Raw genomic sequence first — 24,020 nt, 5'->3', positions numbered from 1 at the left:
CTGAAGCGGTCGCGGTGCGGCCGCCATCAGGGTCGTCTCGTTGCGTTGGTTTAATGTGGGTGAGTCTTTTTGCTGTCTCGAAATGTAGGGCAACACAAATATATCTCCCATCGCATGGATGGCATGCCTGACATGTCGCGATGCTTATATCCTTTAGCGGACGCCAAAGTAGCTTTGCGGCCCGCGCGTTTACACCTACGGTGGGTCACATAGATCTGAAAGGCTTTTGAGGGTTTTCACGCCTGAAAACGGAGTTCGACGAGCCGGTCAATCGGCCAGCCGCGGCACAAACCGTGCTTGGGGGGCAACCTGTCAGATCGCCTGCAAACCGGGGCCGCCCGACGCCGCGGGTTACACTCTGGCCCGTACCTGTTTAACTGCGGCGGCCCACTGCGCCCGACCGCACCGGCCCATGGAGTCCTTCTTGATGAGCGGCGGTTTTTCGCGTCCTGCCTGGCGTCTCTTGCTTCTCGCTGTGTTCGCGCTGTTCGCGCTGTCCGGTTGCAGCCTGCTGTGGGGCCCGCAGCAGGCGCCGATCGTCGAAGCCACGGTGATGCCCGTCGAGCCCGCCAGCGCACCCGTGGCCGCCTCCGCGCCCGAACCTGTCGAGACCGAAGCGGCCGAACCCGAGCAATCGAAAAAGCCGAAGAAGCCGGTCGTCAAGCCGCACAAAGTCGAGCCCCCGCCGCCTGTTGTCACGACGCCTCCGCCGCCTCCGCCGCCGCCCCCGCCGCTGATCGTGCTGCGCACCATCGAGCGCAATGAGGCGCACGCGCTGCTCGATAGCGAAGTGCGAAAGCCGGATGGCAAGGTGGTCGGGCGCGCGGTCGATCTGATCGCGGACGCAGGCGGCAAGCCGCGCGAGATGGTCGTGAACCTGCAAGGCTTCCTGGGCGTCGGCGACCGCAAGGTGACCTTCCCGTGGAACGCGTTCCGCTTCACGCCAGCGGCGAAAACCGCTCCCATTACGCTCAATGCCGCCGCGATCCCGGCGAACGCGGCCAAGGCGGCCGCGGTTGCCGTGCAATTGCCGCTGATCGACGCCACTGTCGAGCGCTCGAACGGCGCCAAGGTCGGCCGCGTGATCGACGTGCTGATCGACGCCAACGCGCAACCGCAGGCGGTCGTGCTCGACGTCAACGGCATGGTCAGCACGGAACGGCGCACGATTGCCGCCAACTGGTCGGCACTGCGTTTCGTCACGAAGGACAAGGAATTGCATCCGCTCATCGATCTGAGCGATGCGCAGATCAACGCGACACCGCCTTACGCGAGCGACAAACCGATACGCGCGGTGTCGCCGGCGCCACCACCGTCGCCCGCTCCTGCTTCCGTGCCCGCCGCTGCTGCGGCGCCGGCCGCCGCGGCTACGTCCACGGCGGTGTCCAACGCACGGGCGGCCCGATGACAGGCCGCACTCTGGTAACGGCGCGCAGCTTGCGCGCGCTCGATTGGCTGAATTTTTTCGTCGCCAACGTGCAAACGGGATTTGGACCGTTCATCGCCTCCTATCTCGCCTCGCATAAATGGACGCAGGGCGAGATCGGCATGGCGCTCTCCGTAGGCACCATCAGCGCGATGGTGAGCCAGGTGCCCGGCGGCGCCGCTGTCGATGCCTTACGCAACAAGAAGGGCGCCGCGGCGTGGGCGATCTTCGCGATCATCCTGAGCGCGGTACTGCTCGCCGTCAGTCCAACGGTGCTGCCGGTGATCGCCGCCGAGGTCTTTCACGGCTTCGCGAGTTGCATGCTGACGCCGGCGCTCGCCGCGATCTCGTTCGCGCTGGTGGGACGGGCGAATCTCGGCGACCGGCTGGGGCGCAACGCGCGCTGGGCGTCGATCGGCAGCGCGGTCGCGGCCGGGCTGATGGGCGTGTTCGGCGAATACTATTCGCCGCGCGCGGTCTTCTGGCTGACCGCCGCGCTCGCCGTGCCCGCGCTGTTCGCGCTGACGATGATCCAACGCACCGACACCGTCGAGCTTCCCAAAGCCGGACCGACGCCGCAGCAGATCGAGCGGCGCGAAAGTCTGCGCGAGTTGCTGCGCGACAAGCGGATGCTGTTGTTCGCGGCGTGCATCGTGCTGTTCCATTTGTCGAATGCGGCGATGCTGAATCTCGCTGCCGGCGAAGTGACGGCCGGCATGGGCGACAACGTGCAGCTCGTGATTGCGGCGTGCATCATCGTGCCGCAGGCGATCGTGGCGATGATGTCGCCGTGGGTCGGACGTTCGGCCGAGCGATGGGGGCGTCGGCCGATTCTGCTGCTCGGGTTTTCGGCGTTGCCGATACGGGCGTTGTTGTTTGCCGGGATCAGCAGCCCTTATTTGCTGGTGCCGGTGCAGATGCTCGACGGGTTGAGTGCCGCGGTGTTCGGCGTGATGCTGCCGTTGATTGCCGCCGATGTGGCTGGCGGTAAGGGACGTTATAACCTCTGTATCGGGTTGTTTGGTTTGGCGGCCGGGATTGGGGCTACGTTGAGTACCACCGCTGCGGGTTTCATCGCCGATCGTTTTGGCAATGCTGTCAGCTTTTTTGGGTTGGCTGCGGCTGGCGCGTTGGCTGTTTTGCTGGTGTGGGCGGCCATGCCCGAAACCCGTGACGCAGCGGCCGAGGATGAAGCGCCGGTGGCGGATGGGGGGGAGTCGGCAGTGCGGTGATTGGGGTTAGGTTTTTTGCCGGCGTGGCGGGTTGGTTGTGTTCTCGCGGGTGTTGGCCTTTCCTTGCTTTGTTAGTGGTCTATTAGCGTTGCCCCTGTGCGGGGCGGCACTTACTTCTCTTTGCCGGCCGCAAAGAGAAGTAAGCAAGAGAAAGCGGCTCACACCGCTAATTCTTAAGCGGGTCCTCCGCACAGTCGCGGTAGTGGAGCATCTGGAATCCGTGTTCTCGCGCACTCCGCGTCAGTGACAAGGCGCTCATTCTTCCGGCGGCGCTACGCGCGCCGTCGCGGTGCTTCAGCTGCCAGCCGCTCGAGGTTGGTCCACTGTTTTTCGATCGGCGCGGTGTTTGCATCGGATGCCGCGTGATCGGTTTGTATGGATTCCTGCATTATCCGCGCGGGGACCTATCCGTAATTTCGTGGGCGGGGCATATCATGAGGGATCAAGATCATGGATATGCCGATGAAAAAGAAACGCACCGTCGCGTCTCAGGCAGCGGCCCGCGGGCCGCTGCCTGAACTGCCTGAAGCGCTGCTGGATGAACTGGTGAAGGGTCCGATGACGCCCGCCGAGGTTCAGGACCTGATGCTGGCGTTCAACAAGGCGCTCATCGAACGCGCGATGGGCGCCGAAATGAACATGCATCTGGGCTACCGGCCCGGCCAGCCCAAGCCTGCGGAGCAGACCAATGAACGCAACGGCGCCAGCGGCAAGACAGTCATCACCGAGCGTGGCCCGGTGCGGGTCGATCTGCCGCGCGACCGTGAAGGCAGCTTCGAGCCGATCCTGATTCCCAAGCACGAGCGCCGTTTCACGGGCTTCGACGAACGCATCATTGCCATGTACGCACGCGGCATGAGCGTGCGCGAGATCCAGTCGTTTCTGGCCGAAAGCTATGGCACCGAGGTCTCGCCCGACTTCATCAGCTCGGTCACCGATGAGGTGATGGCCGAAACGCTTGCCTGGCAAAGCCGTCCACTTGAGCCGATGTACCCGGTGGTGTTCTTCGACGCGCTGCGCGTGAAGATCCGTGGCGACGGTGTGGTGAGCAATAAGGCGGTGTATCTGGCGCTGGGCATTCAGGCCGACGGCCAGCGCGACGTGCTCGGCCTGTGGATCGAGCAGACCGAAGGTGCGAAGTTCTGGCTGAAGGTGTTCAATGAACTGAAGACCCGGGGCTGCCAGGACATCCTGATCGCGGTGGTCGACGGCCTGAAGGGGCTGGCCGAGGCGATCGGCACGGCGTACCCGCGCACGGCCGTGCAGACCTGCATCGTGCACCTGATCCGCAACAGCCTGGAATACGCCAGCTACAAGGATCGCAAAAGCGTCGCCGCAGCGCTGCGTCCGGTCTATGCCGCCGCGAACGAACAGGCCGCGCAGCAGGCCCTGGAGGCCTTTGCCGAAGGGCCATGGGGCGCGAAGTATCCGACCATCGTGCAGTCGTGGCGACGGGCGTGGGAGAACGTCACACCCTTCTTCGTGTTTCCGCCCGACATACGCCGTGTCGTCTACACCACGAATGCCATTGAGAGTCTGAACATGCAACTACGCAAGATCATCAAGACCCGCGGCCACTTCCCCAACGACGAGGCCGCCATCAAGCTACTGTGGCTGGCATTGCGCAACGTGCTGGCGAAGTCTGTACGGGCGGCATTCGACTGGTCCTCCGCCATGAACCAGTTCGCTATTCTGTTTGGAGAGCGTTTTACCAACGCACGCGGGTAACTCCGCTAACCGCCTCGCACACAAAAATGCGGACAGGTTCCCGCGCGGGGGGCGGCCGGTGCCACGTTGAAAGAGTAGACGAGGCAGCAAAAAATGGCAGTTTGAAGGGTCACGCACAAATAGACATTTCCGACCGCGCGCCCTAAGAGTTGCCCGCGAGAAAACTGCCAACGTCTCGACGAGACGCTCAACCGCAAAGCCGTCAACGGTACTGAACGACCGCGACGGCGCGCGCAGCGCCGCCGGAAGAATGAGCGCTTTGTCACGAAAGCGGAACGTGCGAGAACACAGATTCCAGATGTGCCACTACCGCAGCTGTGCGGGGGACCCCCTTAAGAATTAGCGGTGTGAGCCGCTTTCTCTTGCTTACTTCTCTTTGCGGCCGGCAAAGAGAAGTAAGTGCCGCCCCGCACAGGGGCAACGCTAATAGACCGCTAACAAAGCACGGAAAGGCCAACACCAGCGAGAACACACCCCAACCCGCCACGCCGGCAAAAACCTAACCAATATCCTGCCCCGCGGTCTCCCGCATAAACGGCAACGGCAACAAAGAAACCACCCCGCACCCAATCAGATACCAAGCCGGCGCGAGGTTGCTGCCAGAAACCTGGATCAACCACGTAGCAAAAAACTGCGCAAACCCACCAAAGATAGAAACCCCGAGACAATAGACAATCGACATCCCGGTAGCACGAATCTCGCGAGGAAACATCTCCGGCAACATAACGATATTAGGCACAGCGGTAAAAGCAACAAGCACGGCCAATCCGGCGACCACGGACAACAGAACCGGCACCGTAGGCGAAGCATTGATCATCATGAACGCCGGATACACCGCCACAATCAGCAACACGCGCGAAATCCACAAGACACGCTTGCGCCCAACGCGATCGGACAACGCGCCGGCGAACGGCGAACAGATCACCGTCACCACGGCAGCGGTCCACGCAGCCCAGAGCGCCGACGACATCGGCAAATGCAAAATCCTGATCGCGTAGGTCGACAGATAAAACAGCACGATGTAGTTAGCCGCGGTCCCACCGATCGTCGTCAACACACCCGTCGTGATCACTCGCGAATGGTCGCGAAACAACTTGCGCACCGGCTGCGAGGCAGGCTGTGAACTTGGCTGCGAACCCGCGGCGCCATCTTCCACACCAGGCAGCGTCTCATTCAAATGCCGCCGGATATAGATCCCAATCGGCCCCATCGCCATGCCGATCACAAACGGCACGCGCCACCCCCAACTCTCCAGCGCCGCGGTCGAGAGCGCCGCCGCCAACGCGACACCCAACAACGACCCGCACACCGTGTTCAACCCTTGGCTCACGAACTGCCAACTGCCGTAGAACCCACGCGTTTTATTGCTGCCATACTCCAGCAGCAACGACGTCGACGCACCGACCTCACCCCCCAAAGCAAACCCCTGAATCAACCGCGCGAGAATCACGAGCAACGGCGCGGCAACCCCGATCGCCGCATACGTCGGCGCAAACGCGATGATCGCGGAGCCCAGCGTCATCAGCCACAGCGTGAGACTCATCGCAGCCTTGCGGCCCGCGCGGTCCGCATACGCGCCAAGCACGATACCGCCCACCGGCCGCATGATGAAACCGACGCCGAACGTGCCGACCGCCAGCATCAGTTGCGCGAGTTGCCCTTCCACCGGGAAATACAGTTTGCCGATGATCGTCGCGAAGAAGCTGTATATCGTGAAGTCGAAAAACTCGAGGCCGTTGCCGAGCGTGATCGCGGCAATCGCCTTGGCGTGGCTCGTACGTTCGACAGGCTGCGCGGCCAGCGTGCTCTGCATGCTCAACGCGTCGGTGCCGGCGGATTGCGGTGCGGCGGAATAGTCCATCTGTGTCTCCTTGATGTCTTCCTGCTGGTGCGCGGCGGTTTTGCCCGCTTATGCAAACGCTGCGGCCTCAGGCCAGAAACGTCTGCGCGAGCCTCACCCAGTAGGCGGCGCCGGTGGCGAGGCAAGCGTCGTTGAAATCGTAGCCAGGGTTGTGGACCATGCAGCCGCCCTCGCCGTCGCCATTGCCGATGATCAGGTAGCTGCCGGGGCAACGCTCGAGCAGGAACGCAAAGTCTTCGCTGCCCGTGAGCGGTTGCATGTCGGCAATCAGGCCGTCGTCGCCGAGCCAGTCGAGCGCGACTTGCCGCGCGAGCCCGGTCATGGCCGCATCGTTGACGAGCACGGGATAACGACGCTGATAGTCCACGTCCGCACGCGCGCCGAACACGGCCGCCTGCCCGCACGCCACCGCCGTGATGCGTTCCTGCAGATAATCGCGAACCTCGGGTTTCAATGCGCGCACCGAGAGGAGCATCTCGGCGGTCTCGGGAATCACGTTCGGCGCTTCGCCCGCGTGAATGGCGCCGACGGTGATGATCGCCATGTCGAGCGGCGCGATATTGCGCGACACGATGGACTGCAACGCCAGCACGATCTGCGCGCACACCACCACCGGATCGACGGCCTTATGCGGCACGGCGCCATGACCGCCACGCCCCGTTACCTTGATGATCACCGTATCCGACGAAGCCATGAACGAGCCCGGCAGGAAACCGAACTTACCGGTCGGATAGCCCGGCATGTTGTGCATCGCGAACACCGCGTCGCACGGAAACTTGTCGAACAGGCCGTCCTCGAGCATTTTCTTCGCGCCGGCCAGGCCCTCTTCGGCAGGCTGAAAAATCAGATTCAACGTACCGTCGAAGCACTTTTCCTGCGCCAGGTGTTTGGCGGCGGCGAGCAGCATGGCCGTGTGGCCGTCGTGTCCGCATGCGTGCATCTTGCCGGGCAGCTTGCTCGCATATGGCAGGCCGGTGGTTTCGTGAATCGGCAACGCGTCCATGTCGGCGCGCAGCCCAAGCTTGCGCGTGCCATTGCCCACTTTCAATTGACCGACAACACCTGTCTGACCCAGCCCGCGATGCACGGTGTAGCCCCACTCCTGCAGACGTTCGGCGACCAGGTCGCCGGTGGCGAACTCTTCGTAAGCCAGCTCGGGATGCGCGTGGATCTGGCGGCGCAGCGCGATCATTTCGTCTTCGAGTTCGGCGATGCCCGCCGGAATGGCCATGGTGTTCACGTCATGTCTCCGTCATTGAAAGCGTGAACCCAGCATAACGATGCCGAAATTCCAGTGGCAGGCGTAGAATCGTTGCGGCAGCAACTCGTGGTTGCCACCCCACCGCCCGCCTCGTCAGATGAAACTGCATCAGCTCAGCACCTTAGCGGCCATTGCCGATACTGGAAGTATCCGGGCCGCGGCCCGTTCGCTCGACCTGTCGCCGGCCGCCGTGACCAAGGCGATGCGCGAACTGGAAGCCGATCTGCAAGCGCCGCTGGTGGTACGCAGCGCGAGCGGCGTCGCGTTTACCGAGTTCGGTCGCGCGCTGGTCGTGCATGCGCGTCTGGTGTTGGGGCAACTCCAGCGGGCGCAGGCGGAGATCGAAGCACTTCGCGGCGCAGCGGCCGGCAAGCTGTCGATCGGCGTCACGCCATGGGTCGCGTTGACGTTTCTGCCGCCCGCAGTGCAGCGCTTCCGCCAGCGCATGCCGGAAGTGCAACTGGAGTTCTTCGAGGGTTTGCTCGCGGTCGTTCAGCCGCGTTTGCGCGACGGCAGCCTGGACTTTTCAATCGGCCGCCCGCCACCGGCGTCGCCGCAATCGGAGTTTCACAACGTACCGCTGTTTTCCACGCATTCGGCCGTGGTCGCGCGGCGCGATCATCCTAAGGCCGGTTGCCGCACGTTGCTCGAACTGGAAGACGCGGAGTGGATATTGAACTGGGACCCGGCGAGTCGCGAGTCGATCTCGGACAATGTGTTCCGCAAGCGCGGCATGCAGGTGCCGCATACCATTCTGCTCGCGCATTCGCTGGCGGTCGTACTCGGTTTGCTTGCACACACGGACATGCTCAGCATTTTTCCGTGGCCGCTCGTCGAAGTGACGCTCGCGAAGGAGCAGTTGTGGGCGCTGCCGCTGCGCGAGACGGTCGATGAAACCATCGTCAGCATCACCTCACGCCGCAGCGCGCCGACGAGTCCGGCGGCCGCGTGCTTTCTCGAATGCCTGCGTGAAGTGATCGACGAAGGGGCGCGCTCGCAAGAGCCCGAGCAGCGCCGGCTGTTTCATTCGATCGAGTTGCTGCTTTAGTTTTTTCGCCGCGCGGTAGAGATTCAACCCTCGTAACCGACCACGCCCTTGATCTCCAGAAAGTCCTCCAGACCGAACTCACCGTACTCGCGGCCATTGCCCGATTGCTTGAAGCCGCCGAACGGCGCCTCGGGGTTGTAGTCCGCGTAGTTCAGATAGATCGTGCCGGTGCGCAGGCGCTTCGCCACCGCACGCGCGTGTTCGATCGAGCCGGATTGAATGTAGCCTGCGAGACCGTAGAGGCTGTCGTTGGCCATTGCGATCGCTTCGTCTTCGGAGTCGTAGGCGAGGATCGACAGCACCGGCCCAAAGATTTCCTCGCGCGCGATCGTCATGTCGGGCGTGACCTTGCCGAATACCGTCGGACGCACGAAGTAGCCGTCCTGCAATCCTTCGGGGCGGCCCGCGCCGCCGGCCACCAGCGTCGCGCCCTCTTCGATGCCCACGCCGATCAGCCGCTGGATCTTGTCGAACTGCTGTTCGCTGATCACGGGGCCGAGGTCCGTGCCCTTCGCATCCGCGGGACCGACGTTCAGCGCTTGCGCGGCTTCTTTCGCATAGGCGAGTGCTTCGGCTTCGCGCGCACGCGGCACGAACATCCGCGTGGGCGCATCGCACGACTGGCCGCTGTTGTCGAAACACGCGCGCGTGCCGCGCATCACGGCTTCTTTCAGATCGGCGTCTTCGAGAATCAGGTTGGCCGACTTGCCGCCCAGTTCCTGATGTACGCGCTTGACCGTATCCGCCGCGGCCTTCGCGACCTGCACGCCCGCGCGCGTGGAACCGGTGAACGACATCATGTCGATATCCGGATGCGACGACATCGCTTCGCCCACCGTGCGGCCTTCGCCGTTCACAAGGTTGAACACGCCGGCCGGCACGCCCGCTTCGTCGAGAATCTCGGCGAAGATGATGGCGGACAGCGGCGCGAGTTCCGAAGGCTTGAGCACCATCGTGCAGCCGGCCGCGAGCGCGGGCGCGACCTTGGTGGTGATCTGCAAGGCCGGCCAGTTCCATGGCGTGATCAGCCCGCACACGCCGACCGCTTCCTTGCGGATCAGAATGCCGCTCTTCACATACTCGAACTCGAAGGTATCGAGCGTGCGGATCATCGTCTCCAGATGCGCGACGCCGGTCCAGGCCTGCGCGTCGTTCGCGTACTGCAGCGGTGCGCCCATCTCGCGGCTGATCGTATGCACCATGTCGTCATAGCGCTTGCGATAGACGTCGAGGATCGCTTGCAGCAAGTCGATGCGTTGCGCAATCGTCGTCTCGCTGTAGGTGGGAAACGCGCGCTTCGCGGCCGCGACGGCGCGATCCACATCCGCCGCGCTGCCGAGCGAAATCTGCGCGAACGCGGCGGCGGTGGACGGATCGATCACGTCGAGCGTGCTGGCTTTGGTCTGCTCAATGGGATCGACCCATTGACCGTCGATATAAAACTGTTTGGCGTGTTGCATGAGGCTTGTCCTCTACATGAAAGTTTCAGGTCAGACGCGGAGCAAATCGCACCCGCGGCGGCATCGCCTGCTATACATCGACGCCGCTCAATCTGAATGTCTTCAAATCGAAATTCATCGCTACGCAGCTTTGGCTCAGACTCCGGCTTCGAATCCATTTTTCGCCTCGTCTCAACGAGTGCGACTACGATCCAATCAACCAGGAGAGACACATGAGCAACATTACTTTCACCCGCATCGACGCTAAAGGCCCAGGCGCTTCCGGTCTGAACCCGGCTCTGCACGATCCGGCCGACGTCGTTCTCGACGGCGCCAAGGCACCGCACGCCCTCAACGCTTACTCCGACGCCACCAACATGTTGTCCGCCGGCGTATGGCAATGCGATGCGGGCACGCTGAAGCTGGCCGACCTGCCCATTCACGAAGTGTGCGTGCTGATCGAAGGCGAAGTCGTGATCACCAGCGACGACGGCCGCAGCGAACGCTATGCCGCCGGCGACGCCTTCATCCTGCACAAAGGCTTCTCGGGCACGTGGCATATGCCGGTGGCGACCAAGAAGTACAGCATCGTGTACTGCGGTTGATTCGAGTACTGCATTGCACTGCTGCTTCATCTAAAACCGCATTCTTCAAGATGCGGTTTTTTTATGCCTCAGAAAAGAACCGCGTCCACGCACATTGCGCGGACGCCTTCGCATTACATCGGAAAACCCAGCGCCTTGATCGAATTGATCCACAGACGGCGCCAACCGCCGCGATCATCCGCGCCGTCGAAGGCGTTGAAGGTGATCTTCGCGGCGATCCAGCGCACGGGTTCCGGCGGAATGTACGACGGTCCCTTGCGTGAAATATCTAGCGACGTGATCACCGTCTCGCGATTCCAAAGCATATCGAGGCCCATCTTCGCACCGAAGCGGCTGCCCGCCACGCCAAAGCCCGTATAACCGGCGACGAACACGCTCTTGCCGCCGTGATAGCGCCGCGCGAACACTGCGCCGCGCGAGCAGTAATCGATCGGGCCGCCCCACGCATGCGTGAAGCGCACGTCGTCGAGTTGCGGGAAGGTGCGATAGAACGCTTCGGCCAGCTTGTAATAGGTGCTTTCGTCGCGATCTTCCGCGGGGTTCGGATTGCCGCCGAAGTGATAGCTCACCCGTCCGCCGAAGATGATGCGATTGTCTTTCGTGAGTCGGAAATAATTGAGCTGCGTACGTGTGTCGTAAATCCCCTGGCGGTTCTTCCAGCCGATGCGCGCCATCTGTTCTTCGCTCAACGGCGCCGTCGCGATGATGTGATCGCGCACCTGCATCACGCGGCGCTTGATGTCGGTCACGCCGACGTCCGCCGTGCCCGTGCCGAGCAGCACGCGCGGCGTCTCGATGCGGCCCGCCTGCGTATGCACGATCATCTTCGCGCCGCAATCTTCGAGACGCGTGATCGGCGAATGTTCATGCAGACGCACGCCGAGCTTCAGCGCAGCGGCCTTCAAACCCCATGCGAGCTTCGCCGGATGAATCGTGCCGCTGCGATTACGCGACCACATCGCGCCGGCAAAAAGCGGCGAGTCGAGTTGTTCTCGTGCGCCTTTGCTGTCGAGCAAAACCACGTCGTGTCCATGGGCGACATGCAGCTCGTAATCGCCCTTCAGATGACCAAGGTGGCCCGAATCGACCGCGACCGTCATCTCGCCGTTCCATTCGACGTCCGCCTCGATACCGTAGCGCGTCAACGATTCCTTGAAGCCGTCGAGATTCTCCTGCCCGAGCTTTTCGAGTACGTCGAGGTCTTGCGGAAAGACGCGCGTCGCATTCGGCAGGCCGTGCATCACCGAAGTCGAGATGATGCCGCCCGGACGCCCCGAGGCGCCATAGGCCACCTTGCCCGCCTCGACCAGCACGACGTCGAGTGACGGATCGGCTTCTTTCGCCTGAATCGCGGCCCACAGACCGGTGAAGCCACCGCCCACCACAACCAGATCGGCGATGGTCGGACCGATCAATTCCCGTTCGACAGCCGGCGCGCGCGGATTGTCCAGCCAGAACGGAAACAGTTTTACCCCTTCAAACGCGCGCTTTACTGACTCGCTCATCCTGTTTGCCTACTCAAATTAAATACCATTGCCCGTACTGCGCGAAGCCGCGCACATTGGCGTGCGCTTCAGCCCGCGTCCTGCGTATCCAGTTCTGCCTCACGCTCGCGTTCCGCCCGCGCCCCGGACTGCGCGACTACCTTAAGCTTAGTCGCCGGCACCACGGGACGCACGGTCACATTGTGCTGCGAACCACCACGCAGCCAGCGTCGGCCTTGCGGTCCATACACGCCGTCCGGTTCCGGAAAGCACTGCAACAAAGCGATATACAGTGCGGCCGCGAGCGTCAGCGAAACCGGCATGCTGATGTCGAGACCACCGGCGAGCTGGCCGAGCGGGCCGACGAACTGGTCCGGCAGATTGACGAAGCACAGGCTGATCGCCGCGCTCGGAATCCACGCGCCCATCGCGCGCCAGTTCCAGCCGTGCGTGAACCAGTAGTGACCGCCGCGGCCGCCGCGATTGAACACCTGCAAGTCGTCGGACAGATAGAAACCACGCCGCGTGACGAAGCCGATGATCATGATCACCATCCACGGGCAGCTGCACACATTGATCAGCACCGAGAAAGTCGACACGCTTTCGACCAGATTGAAGGCGAAACGGCCGACGAAAATGAAGCCGATCGCGAGGCTGCCAATCAGCAACGTGGCGCGCACGCGGTTCAGGAATTTCGGAAACATGCTCGACATATCGAGGCCTGTGCCATACAACGCGGTCGTGCCCGTCGACATGCCGCCGATGATTGCGATCAGGCACACCGGCAGGAAGAACCAGTTCGGCGAGATGGCCAGCAAACCGCCCACGTAGTTATTCGACGCGATGAAATCCGGCGCCTTGCTGGCGATGATCGTCGCCGTGGCAAGACCGAAGAAGAACGGCACGAACGTGGCCAGTTGCGCGAGCATCACCGCGAGGATCGTGCGCTTTCTCGGCGTGTTCTCCGGAATATAGCGGGCCCAATCGCCGAGCGTGCAGGCGAACGATACGGGATTGCTCATCGCGACCAGCACGGCGCTCACGAAGGCGGGCCAGAAACCGACCGAGCCGAGCGCGACCTTGCCGGCGTATGCGCCATCGAACGACTTGGTGAAGGCGAACAGACCGACCACGAAGAGAATGCTCGCCGCCCACACCGCGATCTTGTTGACCCACAGCATGAAGCGAAAGCCATACACGCATACGGTCAGCACCAGCACCGCGAACAGGCCGTACGCGAAGCTCAGCGTCATCCAGTTGACCGGCAAGCCGAGCAGATGATTCGCACCGCCCACGAGCGCATCGCCCGAGCTCCACACCGCCAGCGAGAAAAACGCGACCGCGGTCAGCACCGCCAGAAACGAGCCGACGATCCGCCCGTGAATGCCGAAATGCGCGCCCGACGAGACCGGGTCACTCGTGCCGTTGCGCGGACCGAACAGGCTCATCGGCGCGAGAATGCACGAGCCGATCAGCACGCCGAGCACAATCGACCAGACCCCCGCCTTGAACGACAAACCGAGCAGCACCGGAAAACTGCCGAGCACGGAGGTGGAAAAGGTGTTGCACCCGCCGAACAGCAAGCGGAACAGATCGATCGGCCGCGCATAGCGCGAGCGATCCGGAATGCGTTCGAAACCGAACGTTTCGACTTGAGTGATGCTGTTGCTGCTCATTGTCTCCGACTCCTGTAACGGCCAGGTCAATCACAATGGCTCGCCACGGGGATGCGGCGTCCACTTTTCTCAGATGTCTGGACGCCACTGTAAAGACAATCGGCGCGGGCAAAAATATCGTCTGCCCAACCTTTACTTCGATCTCCGGCGATGTAAGTCACAAGTCCCGTCCGGTAAGGCTCCGTGGGCAACGGAAAGGCCGTATAGGGACTTCCCGCAGCGCTGGCGAAGCGCAAACGTCGAAGCGAATCGCGAGAAGCCCGCTCGCCTTTTTGCTGGCTCTACGCCGCGTCCGCGCCGCCCGTCTGGCGCGCCTGGCGGCGTTTTTTGGCGGCGGCCACAGCAGGCAGCGGCACCGGCACCGCGCCCGACATGCCGTGCTCGATCAGAAAATCGCGGAACAGCCCAGCCACATGCGGCAGGCGTTTGTCCGAGACGTGCATCACATACCAGTCGCGTTCGATCGGATTGGCGGACATGGGCAACAGCGCGAGCAAGCCCGCCTGAAACTCCAGCGAACAGGCGTGCAGCGACAGGAAAGCGATACCGAGTCCCGCTTCGACCAGCTGCTTGATCGCCTCATTGCTCGATAGTTCAGAGCCGATATGAAGCTTGAGGCCCGCAAGGCGAAACAGATTCTCGACGGTCGAACGCGTGCCCGAACCGCGTTCCCGCACGAACAGATTCGCGCTTTGCAGATCATCGAGCGACAACCGTTTTTTCTTCATCAGCGCATGCGCGGGCGAGGCGACGAATGCCATTGGATGTTTGGCGAACGCGGTCGCAGCCGTGCGCAATTCGCGCGGCGCGCTACCCATCACCGCAAGATCGATTTCATGCGTCGCCAGCATACGGATGATGTCGGCGCGATTGCCGACCTTGAACTGCACTTTCACTTGCGGACGCGATTCGGTGAATCGCACCAGGAACGGCGGGATCAGATATTCGGCGGTGGTAATCGCGCCGATGCGCAGCGTGCCGCCCTGCTCGCCGTGCAACGCGGCCAGATCGTCGGCCGCGCCGTTCCACAGGTCGAGGATCTCCAGCGCATAGCGGGCGAGGATCTCACCGGCCGCGGTCAGCTGCACGCCACGGCCCACACGCTGCAGGAGCGGTGCGCCCGCCGCCTCTTCCAGCAGCCGCACCTGTAGCGAAACGGCCGGTTGCGTGAGCCGCAATTCCTCGGCCGCGCGTGACACGCTGCCGAGCTTCGCAATCGTATGCAAGGTCTTCAACTGACGAAACGTCGCGGCTTTTAACATAAGTAAAAACCTATATGTCCCGTATAAACATTAAATTGTGCTGCGGTTTCTGCCGATTCTATACTGGCCTGACAGATGAGCCCGGGAATGTCTGGAATCGCGCGCAACGCGGCGCCAGCACCGGCCCGGCACGAACAACCTCAGGAGGATAGCGATCATGACCGCAATCGATCAGCCGGCAGGCACCACGTCGCAACAGGCGCAACGGGCGCACCACGCGCAGTCCGCGCAACGCACGGACAAGACGGCGGCGCATCGCGTCGTGATCGTCGGCGGTGGCGTGGGCGGGCTCGGGCTGGCCACGCGTCTGTCCGAATCGCTCGGGCGTGCGGGTCTCGCGCAGATCGTGCTGGTCGACCGCTGGCCCACGCATTTCTGGAAGCCCCTGCTGCATGAAGCCGCTTCAGGCCAACTCGATCCGGCGACCCATCAACTGCAATACGCAGTGCAGGCGCAACGCCATGGCTTCGAATTCGAACAGGGCGAACTCACCGCGCTCGATCGCGCGGAGCGGCATATCACGCTGAGTGCATTGCATGATGCCGACGGCCGCGAAATTCTGCCGTCGCGTCAGATCGCTTTCGACACGCTGGTGCTGTCCATGGGCAGCGTGACGCAATATTTCGGCGTGCCCGGTGCCGCTGAACATGCGTTGCCGCTCGAATCGGTCGCGCATGCGGAAGCATTCCGCCGCAAGTTGCTCGATGCCTGTCTGCGTGCGAATCACGCACGCCGGGCGCGGACCGCGCAGGCGGACACGCCGGTGTCGATCAACATCATCGGTGCGGGCGCAACCGGTGTCGAACTCGCCGCCGCGGTGCGCGACACGGTACGTCTGCTGAATCGCTACACGCCGTTCTCGCTCGATCCGGTACGCGACTTCCGCATCCGTTTGATTGAAAGCAGCGGGCGCGTGCTGCCCGCTTTGTCCGAAACGATTTCAACGCGCGCGCAGCGCATGCTCGCCAGTCTCGGCGTGGACGTGCTGAGCACAACACGCGTCACCGAAGTGCGCGCCGATGCCGTGCTGACCGACGGCGGGGCTCCGCTCGCCAGCGACATCGCCATCTGGACAGCGGGCATCTCGGGACCGCCTGTCTTGCGCACGCTGGACGGCATCGCGGTGAATCGCAACGCGCAGATTCAGGTGAATCGCACCTTGCAGTGCACGAACGACGCAAACGTATTCGGCCTCGGCGACTGCGCGGCCTGTCCCGCCGACGACGCCGGCGCGTTCCTCGCGCCGCGCGCGCAGGTCGCACATCAGCAGGCGCTGTTTCTTGCGCGTGCGTTGAAGTGCCGGATTGCGGGCGAAGCGCTGCCCGAGTTCGTGTACCGCGACGCCGGCACGCTGGTCGGCTTCGGGCGAGAAGGCACCATAGGCAGCCTCAGCAGCAGCTTGCTGACGCAGCCGGTGTTCGTCGACGGATGGCTGGCCACCGCGGTCTACAAGCTCATCTATCGGCGGCACGTGATGACACTGACCGGCTTCGCGCGCATGGCGCTCGATTCGGCGAGCCACTGGTTGCGCAGACGCGTGCACCCGGTGATTCGTCTGCACTAAACAAAACTTCGCTGCTCACGCGCCGGCCGATGCGATCGGTTCGGCAAGTGAGCGGCCTGTTCCCTGCTTCAATCCACCGCATCTGAAACGCGTCCGCCGTGGAAACGCGCGCACCACGGCCCGCTCGCGCCTCACGTCCTCGGCGCCGCATCGGCGACGCCTGCCAACTCCCTCGCATTCCGCACAATCCAATCTCCGTTTCCGTTCGATCCAGTCCTCATGCCAGGTCGGAGCGACTCGCTGAACGCGATCGTCATGACGATCCTGTCATGTGTGTCATGCGTGCCACGCACCGCAACAAAAGATGCACACGACATATATGACGGAATTGTCATGTTTATCTCATGCTGGCAGCGATCAGGTATCCGTACGATAGGTGCGTCCCGTCCTCAAAGTGAACCGTATGCGCCACTTTCAACGAATGCGAAGCCTGACGACGCGCATCACGCATTTCGGTGCAAACGTCCCGGAGCGCTGGGAGCGACTGCGCGTCGATCATCCGGTCTCGCTCGGGGCCGCGCTGCTCGTCATTGCACTCAGTTCGCTGGCGTTCTGGTGGAATCAACCTGACGGGCTGTTCGACGGCGGCGACCCCGCCTGTCCTTCGGCATATGGACCGCCGGCTGGTCCGCAGGAGCCGTTCATCGAGCGAGGCCTGCTTTCGCTCGAGGTATTTTCCACGATGACTCGCACCATGCCGCGGCCCTCCGGTCCACCCGCCGCAGCCCATCACGAGCTCGATGCACCCCATGCGTCCGCATCATGCGCGCCCACCCGCGTCGGCCGCTAACCAGCAGCACTGAAAGAAAATCATGCGCATCCTGATCGTCGAGGACGAAATCAAAACCGGCACGTATCTTCGGAAAGGCTTGACCGAAGCGGGCTTTATCGTCGATTGGGTGGAAGACGGCGTGACCGGCCAGCACCGGGCGTTGACGGAGGACTACGATCTGATCGTGCTCGACGTCATGCTGCCCGGCCAGGACGGCTGGACGTTGCTGAAAAACCTGCGCCGCACCCATTCGACTTCCGTCCTGCTGCTCACCGCGCGCGACGAGGTGGACGACAAGGTGCGCGGCCTCAACATGGGCGGCGACGACTATCTCGTCAAGCCGTTCGACTTCGCCGAACTGCTGGCCCGTGTGCGCTCCATTCTGCGACGTGGCCAAACCCGCGACGCCGCCTCGCTGCAAGTATCGAATCTGGTGCTCGACCTGACGCGCCGCAAGGCCACGCGCCACGGCGACATGATTCTGCTCACGGCCAAGGAATTCGCATTGCTATGGCTGCTCATGCGCCGTCAGGGCGAAATCCTGCCGCGTTCGACGATCGCTTCCCAGGTGTGGGACATGAACTTCGACAGCGACACCAATGTCGTCGACGCCGCGATCCGCCGCCTGCGCGCAAAGGTCGACGACAACTATGAACCCAAGCTGATCCACACCGTGCGAGGCATGGGCTACGTACTGGAAGAGCGCGGCCCGGCGCAGCCATGATTCGACGTCTACTCGCGGCGCTGCTCGTGCCGCGGACTTTGCGTGCGAGGCTGTCGATCCTGTTCGCGCTTTCGACCTCGGTGCTACTCATATTCAATGGCGTATTGCTGTATCACGGCCTGAAAACGCGTATCGAAGCGGCGTCGGCTCGCGAGATGACCACGACCCTCGCCGCGCTGCAATTGCGCCTCCACACCATGCCCAGCATCCAGGCGGTCAGCGCGGATCGCGAGACGTGGCACAACCAGTTATACGGCCATCAGAACCTCGATATCGCGCTATTCGACGCGCACAGCGCACCGCTCATCCGCACCAACGGCTACTGGCCGAACGCGCAGACGATGACCGTCAGCACCGACCTCGCGCCGGTGCGCGTGTCGATCGCAAATCTGCCGCTGCGCTTTCTGGTGGCGATGGCGCCGCTCGGCGATGGCGCCGGCACGCAGGTGCGAGTGGTCGTCCAATACGACGCGAGCGGCGAACGCGCGCTACTGCGCGCCTATGCGCTCAACGTTCTGGTCGTCATCGTGACGGGCACGCTGGTGAATGCGCTGCTTGCATGGTCGATCGCGCGTTTCGGACTGCGGCCGCTGGCCCGTTTGACGGCGCGCGCCGAGCAGATCTCCAGCCGCCATCTTGCGGAGCCCTTGCCCGAACACGAGATGCCCGGCGAACTAAAGGAACTAAGCCGGGCGTTCAACCGGATGCTCGCGCGCCTGCATGAGTCGTTCACGCGTCTCACGCAATTTTCGTCCGACCTTGCGCACGACATGCGCACTCCGCTCACCAATCTACTGGCTGAAGCGCAAGTGGCACTCTCTCAACCCCGTTCCGCCGACGAATATCGCAGCGTGATCGAATCGAGCGTGGACGAATGCCAGCGCCTCGCGCGCCTGATCGACAGCATGCTGTTTCTCGCGCGCGCGGACAGCGTTCGCCACCGCTTGACGCTGCAGTGTGTCGATGCAGGCGCCGAAGCGCTGCGCATTGCCGGCTATTACGAAGTCATGGCCGCCGACGCCGGCGTCGAGATCGTCGTCTCGGGCAACGCGCGCTTCGAAGGCGACGTGCTGATGGTGCAGCGGGCGCTCAGCAACCTGATTTCAAACGCGTTGACCCACGCGCCGCGCGGCAGCATTGTCGACGTGCGATGCGCGGAACGCCGGCGCCATGCGCACATATCGGTATCGGACACCGGCGCCGGCATCGCGACGCCGCATCTGGAGCGCATCTTCGACCGTTTCTACCGGGTCGATCCATCGCGGCATAACTCGGCGAGCGGCACCGGCCTCGGACTCGCCATCGTCAAGTCGATCATGGACGAACATGACGGCGAATGCAGCGTGGAAAGCGTACCGCATTTGCGCACCACCTTCAGCCTGCGCTTTCCGAAGCATCCGCCGATCAGCTAGGCGAAGCACGTGCCCGCACGATGACAAAACTATCATGCGGTGATCACTACGGTCTCATCCCGCGTCCCGCACAATGTCCGTGCCTGTTCGATATTGCTCAGTCATCCCAATCAACCCGCAGAGGGGTCGATGAAACATTGCACAAGCGCACTCCCCAACGCGAATATTGCATCAACGGAAGCCCGTTCATGACATCTCCGAAACACATGCTCGTCGAAAACCTCGCCTGGTCCGACGAAATCATTACCCGCGATCCCGCTTATTTCCGGCGCCTCGCCGGCAATCAGCAACCGAACGTGCTGTGGATCGGCTGCTCCGACAGCCGCGTGCCGGAAGCCATTACGCGGGCGAAGCCCGGCGAGATTTTCGTACATCGCAACATCGCGAATCTCGTCGCCGATAACGACGAGAGCCTGTCGAGCGTGCTCGAGTACGCGGTCACCGTGCTGCAGGTGGAACATGTGATCGTCTGCGGGCATCACTGCTGTGGCGGCGTGCAGGCGGCATTGCGACCGCCCGCGCCCGAGTTGCCGAACGTCAATCGCCGCATTGGAGGAATTCGCCGGTTGTGCGCGCTGCACACCGCCGAATTGCGCGAGCTGCCGAGCTTCGAGGCGCGCGCGGATCGACTCGCCGAGCTCAATGTGCTGGCGCAAGTGCAGGCGCTGCAAGCCATGTCGCTGATTCAGCGCGCACCGCGCCCGGTGCGGATTCACGGCTGGATCTTCTCCATGCACGAAGGACGTTTGAAGACATTGACTGACACGCCCTGGCCCGCGAACTACGACACGAATGCCGAGGCCGCAGCGGGCTGATTGCCTCTGCGCCAACCGGGCGGCGTGGCTGCAGGTCAGTCCAGAAACTCGGTCGCCCGCTTGCGCAGCACCGCGCCGAAGTCGTCGAGCCAGCCGATCGACAAACGCCAGCTCTGCCAGTAGAGATCGACGTCGATATGCTTGCCCGGCGCGATCTCCACCAGTTCGCCGCTGGCCAGATGCGAGGCGATCATGCGCTCCGGGCACATGCCCCAGCCGAGGCCCGTGACGCAGGCACGCAAGAAACCGGCGACGTGCGGAATCCAGTGCAACGGCGGATCGACTTCCGCGCGCGTGATGCGGCGCATGAAGCGCTTTTGCAACTGGTCCTTCGGATTGAAATCGACGCAGGGCGTGCGCCGCAAGCTCTCGCGCGTCACGCCGTCGGCAAAGTGACGCGCGAGAAAGTCCGGTGAACAGACCGCCAGATAGCGCATCCGGCCGAGCCGCGTGGAGCGGCAACCCTGCACCGGCTCGGCTTGCGTGGTGACCGCGCCCTGCACGCTGCCATCGCGAATCCGCTGCGCGGTGTGGTCCTGATCGTCGATCACCAGATCGAGCAGCATCTCCCGCTCGACGCAGAATGGCGCGACCGCGTCGATGAACCAGGTGCCCACGCTGTCGTCGTTGACGGCGATGCGCAGCGCCGGCCACGCTTCAACCAGCGCGCCGGGCAGCGCCGGCAGCCGGCCGGTCAGTTCCGCTTCGAGCAATTGCACGCGTTCGGTGTGGCGGCACAGCAGCGCGCCCGAGGTGGTCGCGACGCAGGGCTGGCCGCGCTTCACCAGCACGCTGCCCACGCGCTCCTCCAACAGTTTGACCCGCTGCGATACCGCGGACGGCGTCACATTCAGTTCGCCGGCGGCACGGTCGAACGAGCCGTGGCGCACCACGGCGGCCAGCGCGTCGAGCAACGCATAGTCGAGCATTAGCGTTCCTTAATCGGCATTAAGTGAATTAGCTTCTCTTATGATCGGCAAACCCGCAGACTAGCTTCGTTCGCGGCTCCCGTCTACTGGATCGATTATGAACTGGCTGTCTCTTTCCCACGGCGCCGCCTTGTGCGCATCCCTGATCGTGACCATCGGCGCGCAGAACGCCTTCGTGCTGCGTCAGGGCATCATGCGCTCGCATGTCGGCAAAATCGTCGTGCTGTGCGCCTTGTCGGACTTCATTCTGATCGGCGCGGGCGTGGGCGGCGCATCGGTGCTGGTCGAGCGCTATCCCCTGTTCGTCCACGCGATGCTGTACGTCGGGCTCGCCTATCTGGCGTGGTTTGGGATCAATGCATTGCGACGCGCGGTGCGGCCGGAGCATGCGGTGCTGGATGGCGAGAACGTCGGCGCGGCACCCGTGCAGCGCGCCGTGCCGATCATTCTGATGACGCTCGCGTTCACATGGCTCAATCCGCACGTGTACCTCGACACGTTCCTGCTGATCGGCACGGCCGGCGCACGCGAACCCGAAGGCGCGCGGGTCGCCTTTGCGCTGGGGGCGATGGCCGTCAGCGGAATCTGGTTCATCGGTCTGGGTTACGGTGCGCGCGCTCTCGCGCCGCTCTTCAAGCGGGCGACGGCATGGCGCGTGCTGGATGGCGCGATCGGCAGCATGGTGCTCCTGCTCGCGGTGACACAGTTGCGGTAAGCGGCGTGGGCGCGGTCGTCGTTCCACGATGTCGGTGAGCACACAGCCGGCCCGCCAGTACGGAGCGCCCTGCGCCACGGCGAACCGTATATAGCGTTCCCGCTTAGATGCAGCCGAGCGGCGGACGCCTTCAACGCAGCCGCGGCGCGCGTAGAACATTCGAGCTACGAAAAACGCTTTCCACATGCGTGCGATGAACGCCTTACCACGGCCGGTGGTCGCGCTCGACGAGTCAGAAGTCTACGCGTCGGATTCGCGCTGCTCACCCGTGACTGTCGATCCACGCACGCGCCCATTCGAGACCCGCGCGTTGCGCTTCGTCTTCGGTATCGAAGTAGGCGAGAATGCCCGACGCTTCGACCAGCTTACCGGCGAGCGTGATGGTCCCGCTTGCGCCGTACCGCTCGGGCTGCAAAATGTCCTCCTGCTGCAAGATGGCGTGACCCCAGACGGTGTAGCCGTGATAAGTCTGGGACTCCATTAACGTGTCACCTCAGGCGTGACACCTCCAGAGCTGACTCGCAGCACATTGCCCTCGGGCGTGATCTGCCGCGGAATCTCGGACATGTCCGGTGCGTGTGCAGGCACGCTTTCCCGCCGATCCGATTTCGCGACGAGTCTCCCAACCGGCGCCGGCGCGGTGCGCGTGCGAGCTTTCATTGCGTGGGGAACGATGTGCCGACTCGCGACAGGCCGACGGGCAACGACTGCGCAATGCGGCTTGCCAACTCGCGCTTCCGGTGGGTTCCAGACCTCGACATAGTGCTCGCCGGCCATTGCCGTTGAAGCCGCCGCGCACAGCATGATGCCCAAGCCCAAAAATCGAAACATGTTCTCTCCCTATGCTCCGCCGCACGCGCCGCCGCCGTTGCAGCAGCGCGACGAGATTCCATGCAGGACACTGTACATCCATACAGGTTTTTGCGCAATCCAATGATCGTCGCAGAGCAGTTTGCGCTCCGGGCATGACGCCCATGCGTACTGAGGATGAGAACCTAGCCGCCGCCTGGATGGCGAGCGACTAGCAAACTGTGAGTGGGCTTTGGCAGGCAGAGAAGCCGTCTTGATTCAATCCGCTTGTCACGGCCGTGCGTTGCCGGTTCCGGCCGCACCCACGCCGACTGTCGCGAGTCCGCCATCGGTAACGTAAGGCACGAAGCCGGCCTCCGTAATCCGTGCCGCGGTGGCGGCCGCGCATGCGCCGTCAGCGGGCGGGCAATAGTCGATGGACAGCACCGGCAGCCTGTATTGATCGCGGATCGTTGCCGCCTGCATCAGTAGCCAGTCGCGATCGGCTTGCGGCACTTCCGTGTAACGCTGCTTGCCGGCATCCCAACCGCGATACAGCGATTCGAACGCCACCATGCAGGCGAGATCATGGACCTGCGGCAAGATCTCGAAGCCGCGGTTGAAAATCAGCTTCGCGTCGGGATAACGCTTCTTGATTGCGCGGACGACCCGCACCAGCCCCGCTTCCTGCGCGGCGCGCGCGGCATCGGTTTTGGCGATCAGGTGGTAGGAGTCGAGCGTGTCGAGGAAGAAGCCGCGATAGCCCTTTTTCCATAACGGCGCGATCACCTTGTCGACGAAAAACGCCGGCCATTGCGCGGCCGTCTGATCGATCACATGGGAGGCCCATGCCTCGTTGACGCCCGGCAGCCACTGCCGCGGCATGGCGTGGTAATACGCGCGATGCGGGTTCACCTCGCCGACGCTCACATACGCGAACCACGCCGGATGCGCGCTCGCGTGAGCGCGCGGATCGAAGTGCGCGTCGGGGTCGACCACCACGATATCGAATGCGGCCAGTTCCTCGACGGGCGGATTCGTGCCGTAGTACAGCGCTACCGACGGTCCCGCTGGCGCGTCCGCCGCGCTCTGTGCGTGCGCCACCGAAGCCAGCGCGCCGAGCGCGGCCATGCGCGCGAACCGGCTGACATGACGCAGCAGCGCGCGCAGGCTGAAACGTCGGTCGTGATCGTGCTCGGACAAATCCGGCTCCCCTGTCATGTTATTCAGGCAACGCCGTCGACGGCAAGAAAGCGTGTTCCGCGATCATGCCGTCGA

The 24,020-nt window shown here is 63.2% G+C and carries 21 protein-coding genes; 11 read left to right on the top strand and 10 right to left on the bottom strand.

Annotation, left to right across the window (positions count from 1 at the left end; all coding sequences use genetic code 11):
• The first annotated feature begins 427 nt into the window (after positions 1–427).
• The 3 genes from B0G80_RS00560 to B0G80_RS00550 all read left to right on the top strand — a co-directional run bounded on the left by B0G80_RS00560 (position 428) and on the right by B0G80_RS00550 (position 4,386).
• Positions 428–1,408, top strand: a complete 981-nt coding sequence (locus B0G80_RS00560) for a PRC-barrel domain-containing protein (RefSeq protein WP_116116549.1) — start codon at positions 428–430, stop codon at positions 1,406–1,408.
• Positions 1,405–2,658, top strand: coding sequence for an MFS transporter (locus B0G80_RS00555; RefSeq protein ID WP_116116547.1), 1,254 nt, complete (start codon positions 1,405–1,407; stop codon positions 2,656–2,658). The genes B0G80_RS00560 and B0G80_RS00555 overlap by 4 nt, the downstream gene beginning before the upstream one ends.
• A gap of 456 nt (positions 2,659–3,114) precedes the next feature.
• On the top strand, positions 3,115–4,386 hold the full coding sequence (locus tag B0G80_RS00550) for an IS256 family transposase (RefSeq protein ID WP_408967704.1): 1,272 nt from the start codon (positions 3,115–3,117) through the stop codon (positions 4,384–4,386).
• 499 nt (positions 4,387–4,885) lie between these two features.
• Here the strand turns inward: B0G80_RS00550 and B0G80_RS00545 are convergent, their stop codons facing one another.
• Positions 4,886–6,247 carry an MFS transporter gene (locus B0G80_RS00545; RefSeq protein ID WP_116116545.1) on the bottom strand — a complete coding sequence of 454 codons (1,362 nt, stop codon included), beginning with the start codon at positions 6,245–6,247 and terminating at the stop codon, positions 4,886–4,888.
• A 67-nt stretch (positions 6,248–6,314) separates the two neighbouring features.
• The gene (locus B0G80_RS00540) at positions 6,315–7,487 is read right to left on the bottom strand and encodes a M20 aminoacylase family protein (protein WP_116116543.1); all 1,173 of its coding nucleotides are present in this window, start codon (positions 7,485–7,487) and stop codon (positions 6,315–6,317) included.
• 118 nt (positions 7,488–7,605) lie between these two features.
• On the opposite strand from B0G80_RS00540, the gene B0G80_RS00535 reads away from it, so the two are divergent.
• On the top strand, positions 7,606–8,556 hold the full coding sequence (locus B0G80_RS00535; protein WP_116116541.1) for a LysR substrate-binding domain-containing protein: 951 nt from the start codon (positions 7,606–7,608) through the stop codon (positions 8,554–8,556).
• A gap of 23 nt (positions 8,557–8,579) precedes the next feature.
• Here B0G80_RS00535 and B0G80_RS00530 read toward each other — a convergent pair whose 3' ends face one another.
• A complete protein-coding gene (locus tag B0G80_RS00530) occupies positions 8,580–10,016 on the bottom strand; it encodes an aldehyde dehydrogenase family protein (RefSeq protein ID WP_116116540.1) in 1,437 nt (478 codons plus the stop codon).
• A gap of 212 nt (positions 10,017–10,228) precedes the next feature.
• On the opposite strand from B0G80_RS00530, the gene B0G80_RS00525 reads away from it, so the two are divergent.
• Positions 10,229–10,600 carry a cupin domain-containing protein gene (locus B0G80_RS00525; RefSeq protein ID WP_116116538.1) on the top strand — a complete coding sequence of 124 codons (372 nt, stop codon included), beginning with the start codon at positions 10,229–10,231 and terminating at the stop codon, positions 10,598–10,600.
• Between the two features lie 113 nt (positions 10,601–10,713).
• Here the strand turns inward: B0G80_RS00525 and B0G80_RS00520 are convergent, their stop codons facing one another.
• The 3 genes from B0G80_RS00520 to B0G80_RS00510 form a co-directional block, all read right to left on the bottom strand.
• Positions 10,714–12,105: an FAD-binding oxidoreductase gene (locus B0G80_RS00520; protein WP_116116536.1), complete on the bottom strand. Its 1,392-nt coding sequence runs from the start codon at positions 12,103–12,105 to the stop codon at positions 10,714–10,716.
• Positions 12,106–12,173: 68 nt separating this feature from the next.
• On the bottom strand, positions 12,174–13,760 hold the full coding sequence (locus B0G80_RS00515; protein WP_116116534.1) for a cytosine permease: 1,587 nt from the start codon (positions 13,758–13,760) through the stop codon (positions 12,174–12,176).
• 281 nt (positions 13,761–14,041) lie between these two features.
• Positions 14,042–15,022, bottom strand: coding sequence for a LysR family transcriptional regulator (locus B0G80_RS00510; protein ID WP_116116532.1), 981 nt, complete (start codon positions 15,020–15,022; stop codon positions 14,042–14,044).
• A gap of 157 nt (positions 15,023–15,179) precedes the next feature.
• On the opposite strand from B0G80_RS00510, the gene B0G80_RS00505 reads away from it, so the two are divergent.
• The 5 genes from B0G80_RS00505 to B0G80_RS00485 all read left to right on the top strand — a co-directional run bounded on the left by B0G80_RS00505 (position 15,180) and on the right by B0G80_RS00485 (position 20,309).
• Positions 15,180–16,586, top strand: coding sequence for an NAD(P)/FAD-dependent oxidoreductase (locus B0G80_RS00505; RefSeq protein WP_116116530.1), 1,407 nt, complete (start codon positions 15,180–15,182; stop codon positions 16,584–16,586).
• Between the two features lie 403 nt (positions 16,587–16,989).
• A complete protein-coding gene (locus B0G80_RS00500; RefSeq protein ID WP_258878785.1) occupies positions 16,990–17,376 on the top strand; it encodes a hypothetical protein in 387 nt (128 codons plus the stop codon).
• Between the two features lie 22 nt (positions 17,377–17,398).
• Positions 17,399–18,082 carry a heavy metal response regulator transcription factor IrlR gene (gene irlR, locus B0G80_RS00495; protein WP_106284967.1) on the top strand — a complete coding sequence of 228 codons (684 nt, stop codon included), beginning with the start codon at positions 17,399–17,401 and terminating at the stop codon, positions 18,080–18,082.
• Complete coding sequence (locus B0G80_RS00490; protein ID WP_116116527.1) at positions 18,079–19,494, top strand: heavy metal sensor histidine kinase; 1,416 nt, start codon at positions 18,079–18,081, stop codon at positions 19,492–19,494. Before irlR ends, B0G80_RS00490 begins: the two co-directional genes overlap by 4 nt.
• 188 nt (positions 19,495–19,682) lie before the next feature.
• Positions 19,683–20,309 carry a carbonic anhydrase gene (locus tag B0G80_RS00485; protein ID WP_106284969.1) on the top strand — a complete coding sequence of 209 codons (627 nt, stop codon included), beginning with the start codon at positions 19,683–19,685 and terminating at the stop codon, positions 20,307–20,309.
• A 35-nt stretch (positions 20,310–20,344) separates the two neighbouring features.
• On the opposite strand, the gene B0G80_RS00480 is transcribed toward B0G80_RS00485, so the two are convergent.
• A complete protein-coding gene (locus B0G80_RS00480) occupies positions 20,345–21,238 on the bottom strand; it encodes a LysR family transcriptional regulator ArgP (protein ID WP_106284970.1) in 894 nt (297 codons plus the stop codon).
• A gap of 97 nt (positions 21,239–21,335) precedes the next feature.
• Between B0G80_RS00480 and B0G80_RS00475 the strand changes: the two genes are divergently transcribed.
• Entirely contained in the window at positions 21,336–21,953 is a 618-nt protein-coding gene (locus B0G80_RS00475; protein WP_116116525.1) for a LysE/ArgO family amino acid transporter, read from the top strand.
• A 262-nt stretch (positions 21,954–22,215) separates the two neighbouring features.
• Here B0G80_RS00475 and B0G80_RS00470 read toward each other — a convergent pair whose 3' ends face one another.
• From B0G80_RS00470 to B0G80_RS00460, 3 genes are all read right to left on the bottom strand, one after another.
• The gene (locus B0G80_RS00470) at positions 22,216–22,434 is read right to left on the bottom strand and encodes a hypothetical protein (protein WP_106284972.1); all 219 of its coding nucleotides are present in this window, start codon (positions 22,432–22,434) and stop codon (positions 22,216–22,218) included.
• Entirely contained in the window at positions 22,434–22,784 is a 351-nt protein-coding gene (locus B0G80_RS00465) for a hypothetical protein (protein ID WP_116116523.1), read from the bottom strand. The genes B0G80_RS00470 and B0G80_RS00465 overlap by 1 nt, the downstream gene beginning before the upstream one ends.
• A gap of 249 nt (positions 22,785–23,033) precedes the next feature.
• On the bottom strand, positions 23,034–23,945 hold the full coding sequence (locus tag B0G80_RS00460) for an endo alpha-1,4 polygalactosaminidase (RefSeq protein WP_309568735.1): 912 nt from the start codon (positions 23,943–23,945) through the stop codon (positions 23,034–23,036).
• Positions 23,946–24,020: the final 75 nt, after the last annotated feature.

Source organism: Paraburkholderia sp. BL6669N2 (assembly GCF_003387275.1).
Taxonomy (GTDB): Bacteria; Pseudomonadota; Gammaproteobacteria; order Burkholderiales; family Burkholderiaceae; genus Paraburkholderia.
Note: the sequence above shows the minus strand (reverse complement) of the source record. Positions and strands in the feature narration are given on the sequence as shown.

What these genes read in the sequence shown, in the direction of transcription:
- B0G80_RS00550 (WP_408967704.1), top strand. Translation starts at nt 3,115, where the DNA reads ATGCCGATGAAAAAGAAACGCACCGTCGCGTCTCAGGCAGCGGCCCGC.
- B0G80_RS00520 (WP_116116536.1), bottom strand. Translation starts at nt 12,105, where the DNA reads ATGAGCGAGTCAGTAAAGCGCGCGTTTGAAGGGGTAAAACTGTTTCCG.
- B0G80_RS00500 (WP_258878785.1), top strand. Translation starts at nt 16,990, where the DNA reads ATGCGCCACTTTCAACGAATGCGAAGCCTGACGACGCGCATCACGCAT.
- B0G80_RS00530 (WP_116116540.1), bottom strand. Translation starts at nt 10,016, where the DNA reads ATGCAACACGCCAAACAGTTTTATATCGACGGTCAATGGGTCGATCCC.
- B0G80_RS00480 (WP_106284970.1), bottom strand. Translation starts at nt 21,238, where the DNA reads ATGCTCGACTATGCGTTGCTCGACGCGCTGGCCGCCGTGGTGCGCCAC.
- B0G80_RS00515 (WP_116116534.1), bottom strand. Translation starts at nt 13,760, where the DNA reads ATGAGCAGCAACAGCATCACTCAAGTCGAAACGTTCGGTTTCGAACGC.
- B0G80_RS00510 (WP_116116532.1), bottom strand. Translation starts at nt 15,022, where the DNA reads ATGTTAAAAGCCGCGACGTTTCGTCAGTTGAAGACCTTGCATACGATT.
- B0G80_RS00470 (WP_106284972.1), bottom strand. Translation starts at nt 22,434, where the DNA reads ATGGAGTCCCAGACTTATCACGGCTACACCGTCTGGGGTCACGCCATC.
- B0G80_RS00545 (WP_116116545.1), bottom strand. Translation starts at nt 6,247, where the DNA reads ATGGACTATTCCGCCGCACCGCAATCCGCCGGCACCGACGCGTTGAGC.
- B0G80_RS00485 (WP_106284969.1), top strand. Translation starts at nt 19,683, where the DNA reads ATGACATCTCCGAAACACATGCTCGTCGAAAACCTCGCCTGGTCCGAC.
- B0G80_RS00505 (WP_116116530.1), top strand. Translation starts at nt 15,180, where the DNA reads ATGACCGCAATCGATCAGCCGGCAGGCACCACGTCGCAACAGGCGCAA.
- B0G80_RS00490 (WP_116116527.1), top strand. Translation starts at nt 18,079, where the DNA reads ATGATTCGACGTCTACTCGCGGCGCTGCTCGTGCCGCGGACTTTGCGT.
- irlR (WP_106284967.1), top strand. Translation starts at nt 17,399, where the DNA reads ATGCGCATCCTGATCGTCGAGGACGAAATCAAAACCGGCACGTATCTT.
- B0G80_RS00475 (WP_116116525.1), top strand. Translation starts at nt 21,336, where the DNA reads ATGAACTGGCTGTCTCTTTCCCACGGCGCCGCCTTGTGCGCATCCCTG.
- B0G80_RS00525 (WP_116116538.1), top strand. Translation starts at nt 10,229, where the DNA reads ATGAGCAACATTACTTTCACCCGCATCGACGCTAAAGGCCCAGGCGCT.
- B0G80_RS00465 (WP_116116523.1), bottom strand. Translation starts at nt 22,784, where the DNA reads ATGTTTCGATTTTTGGGCTTGGGCATCATGCTGTGCGCGGCGGCTTCA.
- B0G80_RS00535 (WP_116116541.1), top strand. Translation starts at nt 7,606, where the DNA reads ATGAAACTGCATCAGCTCAGCACCTTAGCGGCCATTGCCGATACTGGA.
- B0G80_RS00560 (WP_116116549.1), top strand. Translation starts at nt 428, where the DNA reads ATGAGCGGCGGTTTTTCGCGTCCTGCCTGGCGTCTCTTGCTTCTCGCT.
- B0G80_RS00555 (WP_116116547.1), top strand. Translation starts at nt 1,405, where the DNA reads ATGACAGGCCGCACTCTGGTAACGGCGCGCAGCTTGCGCGCGCTCGAT.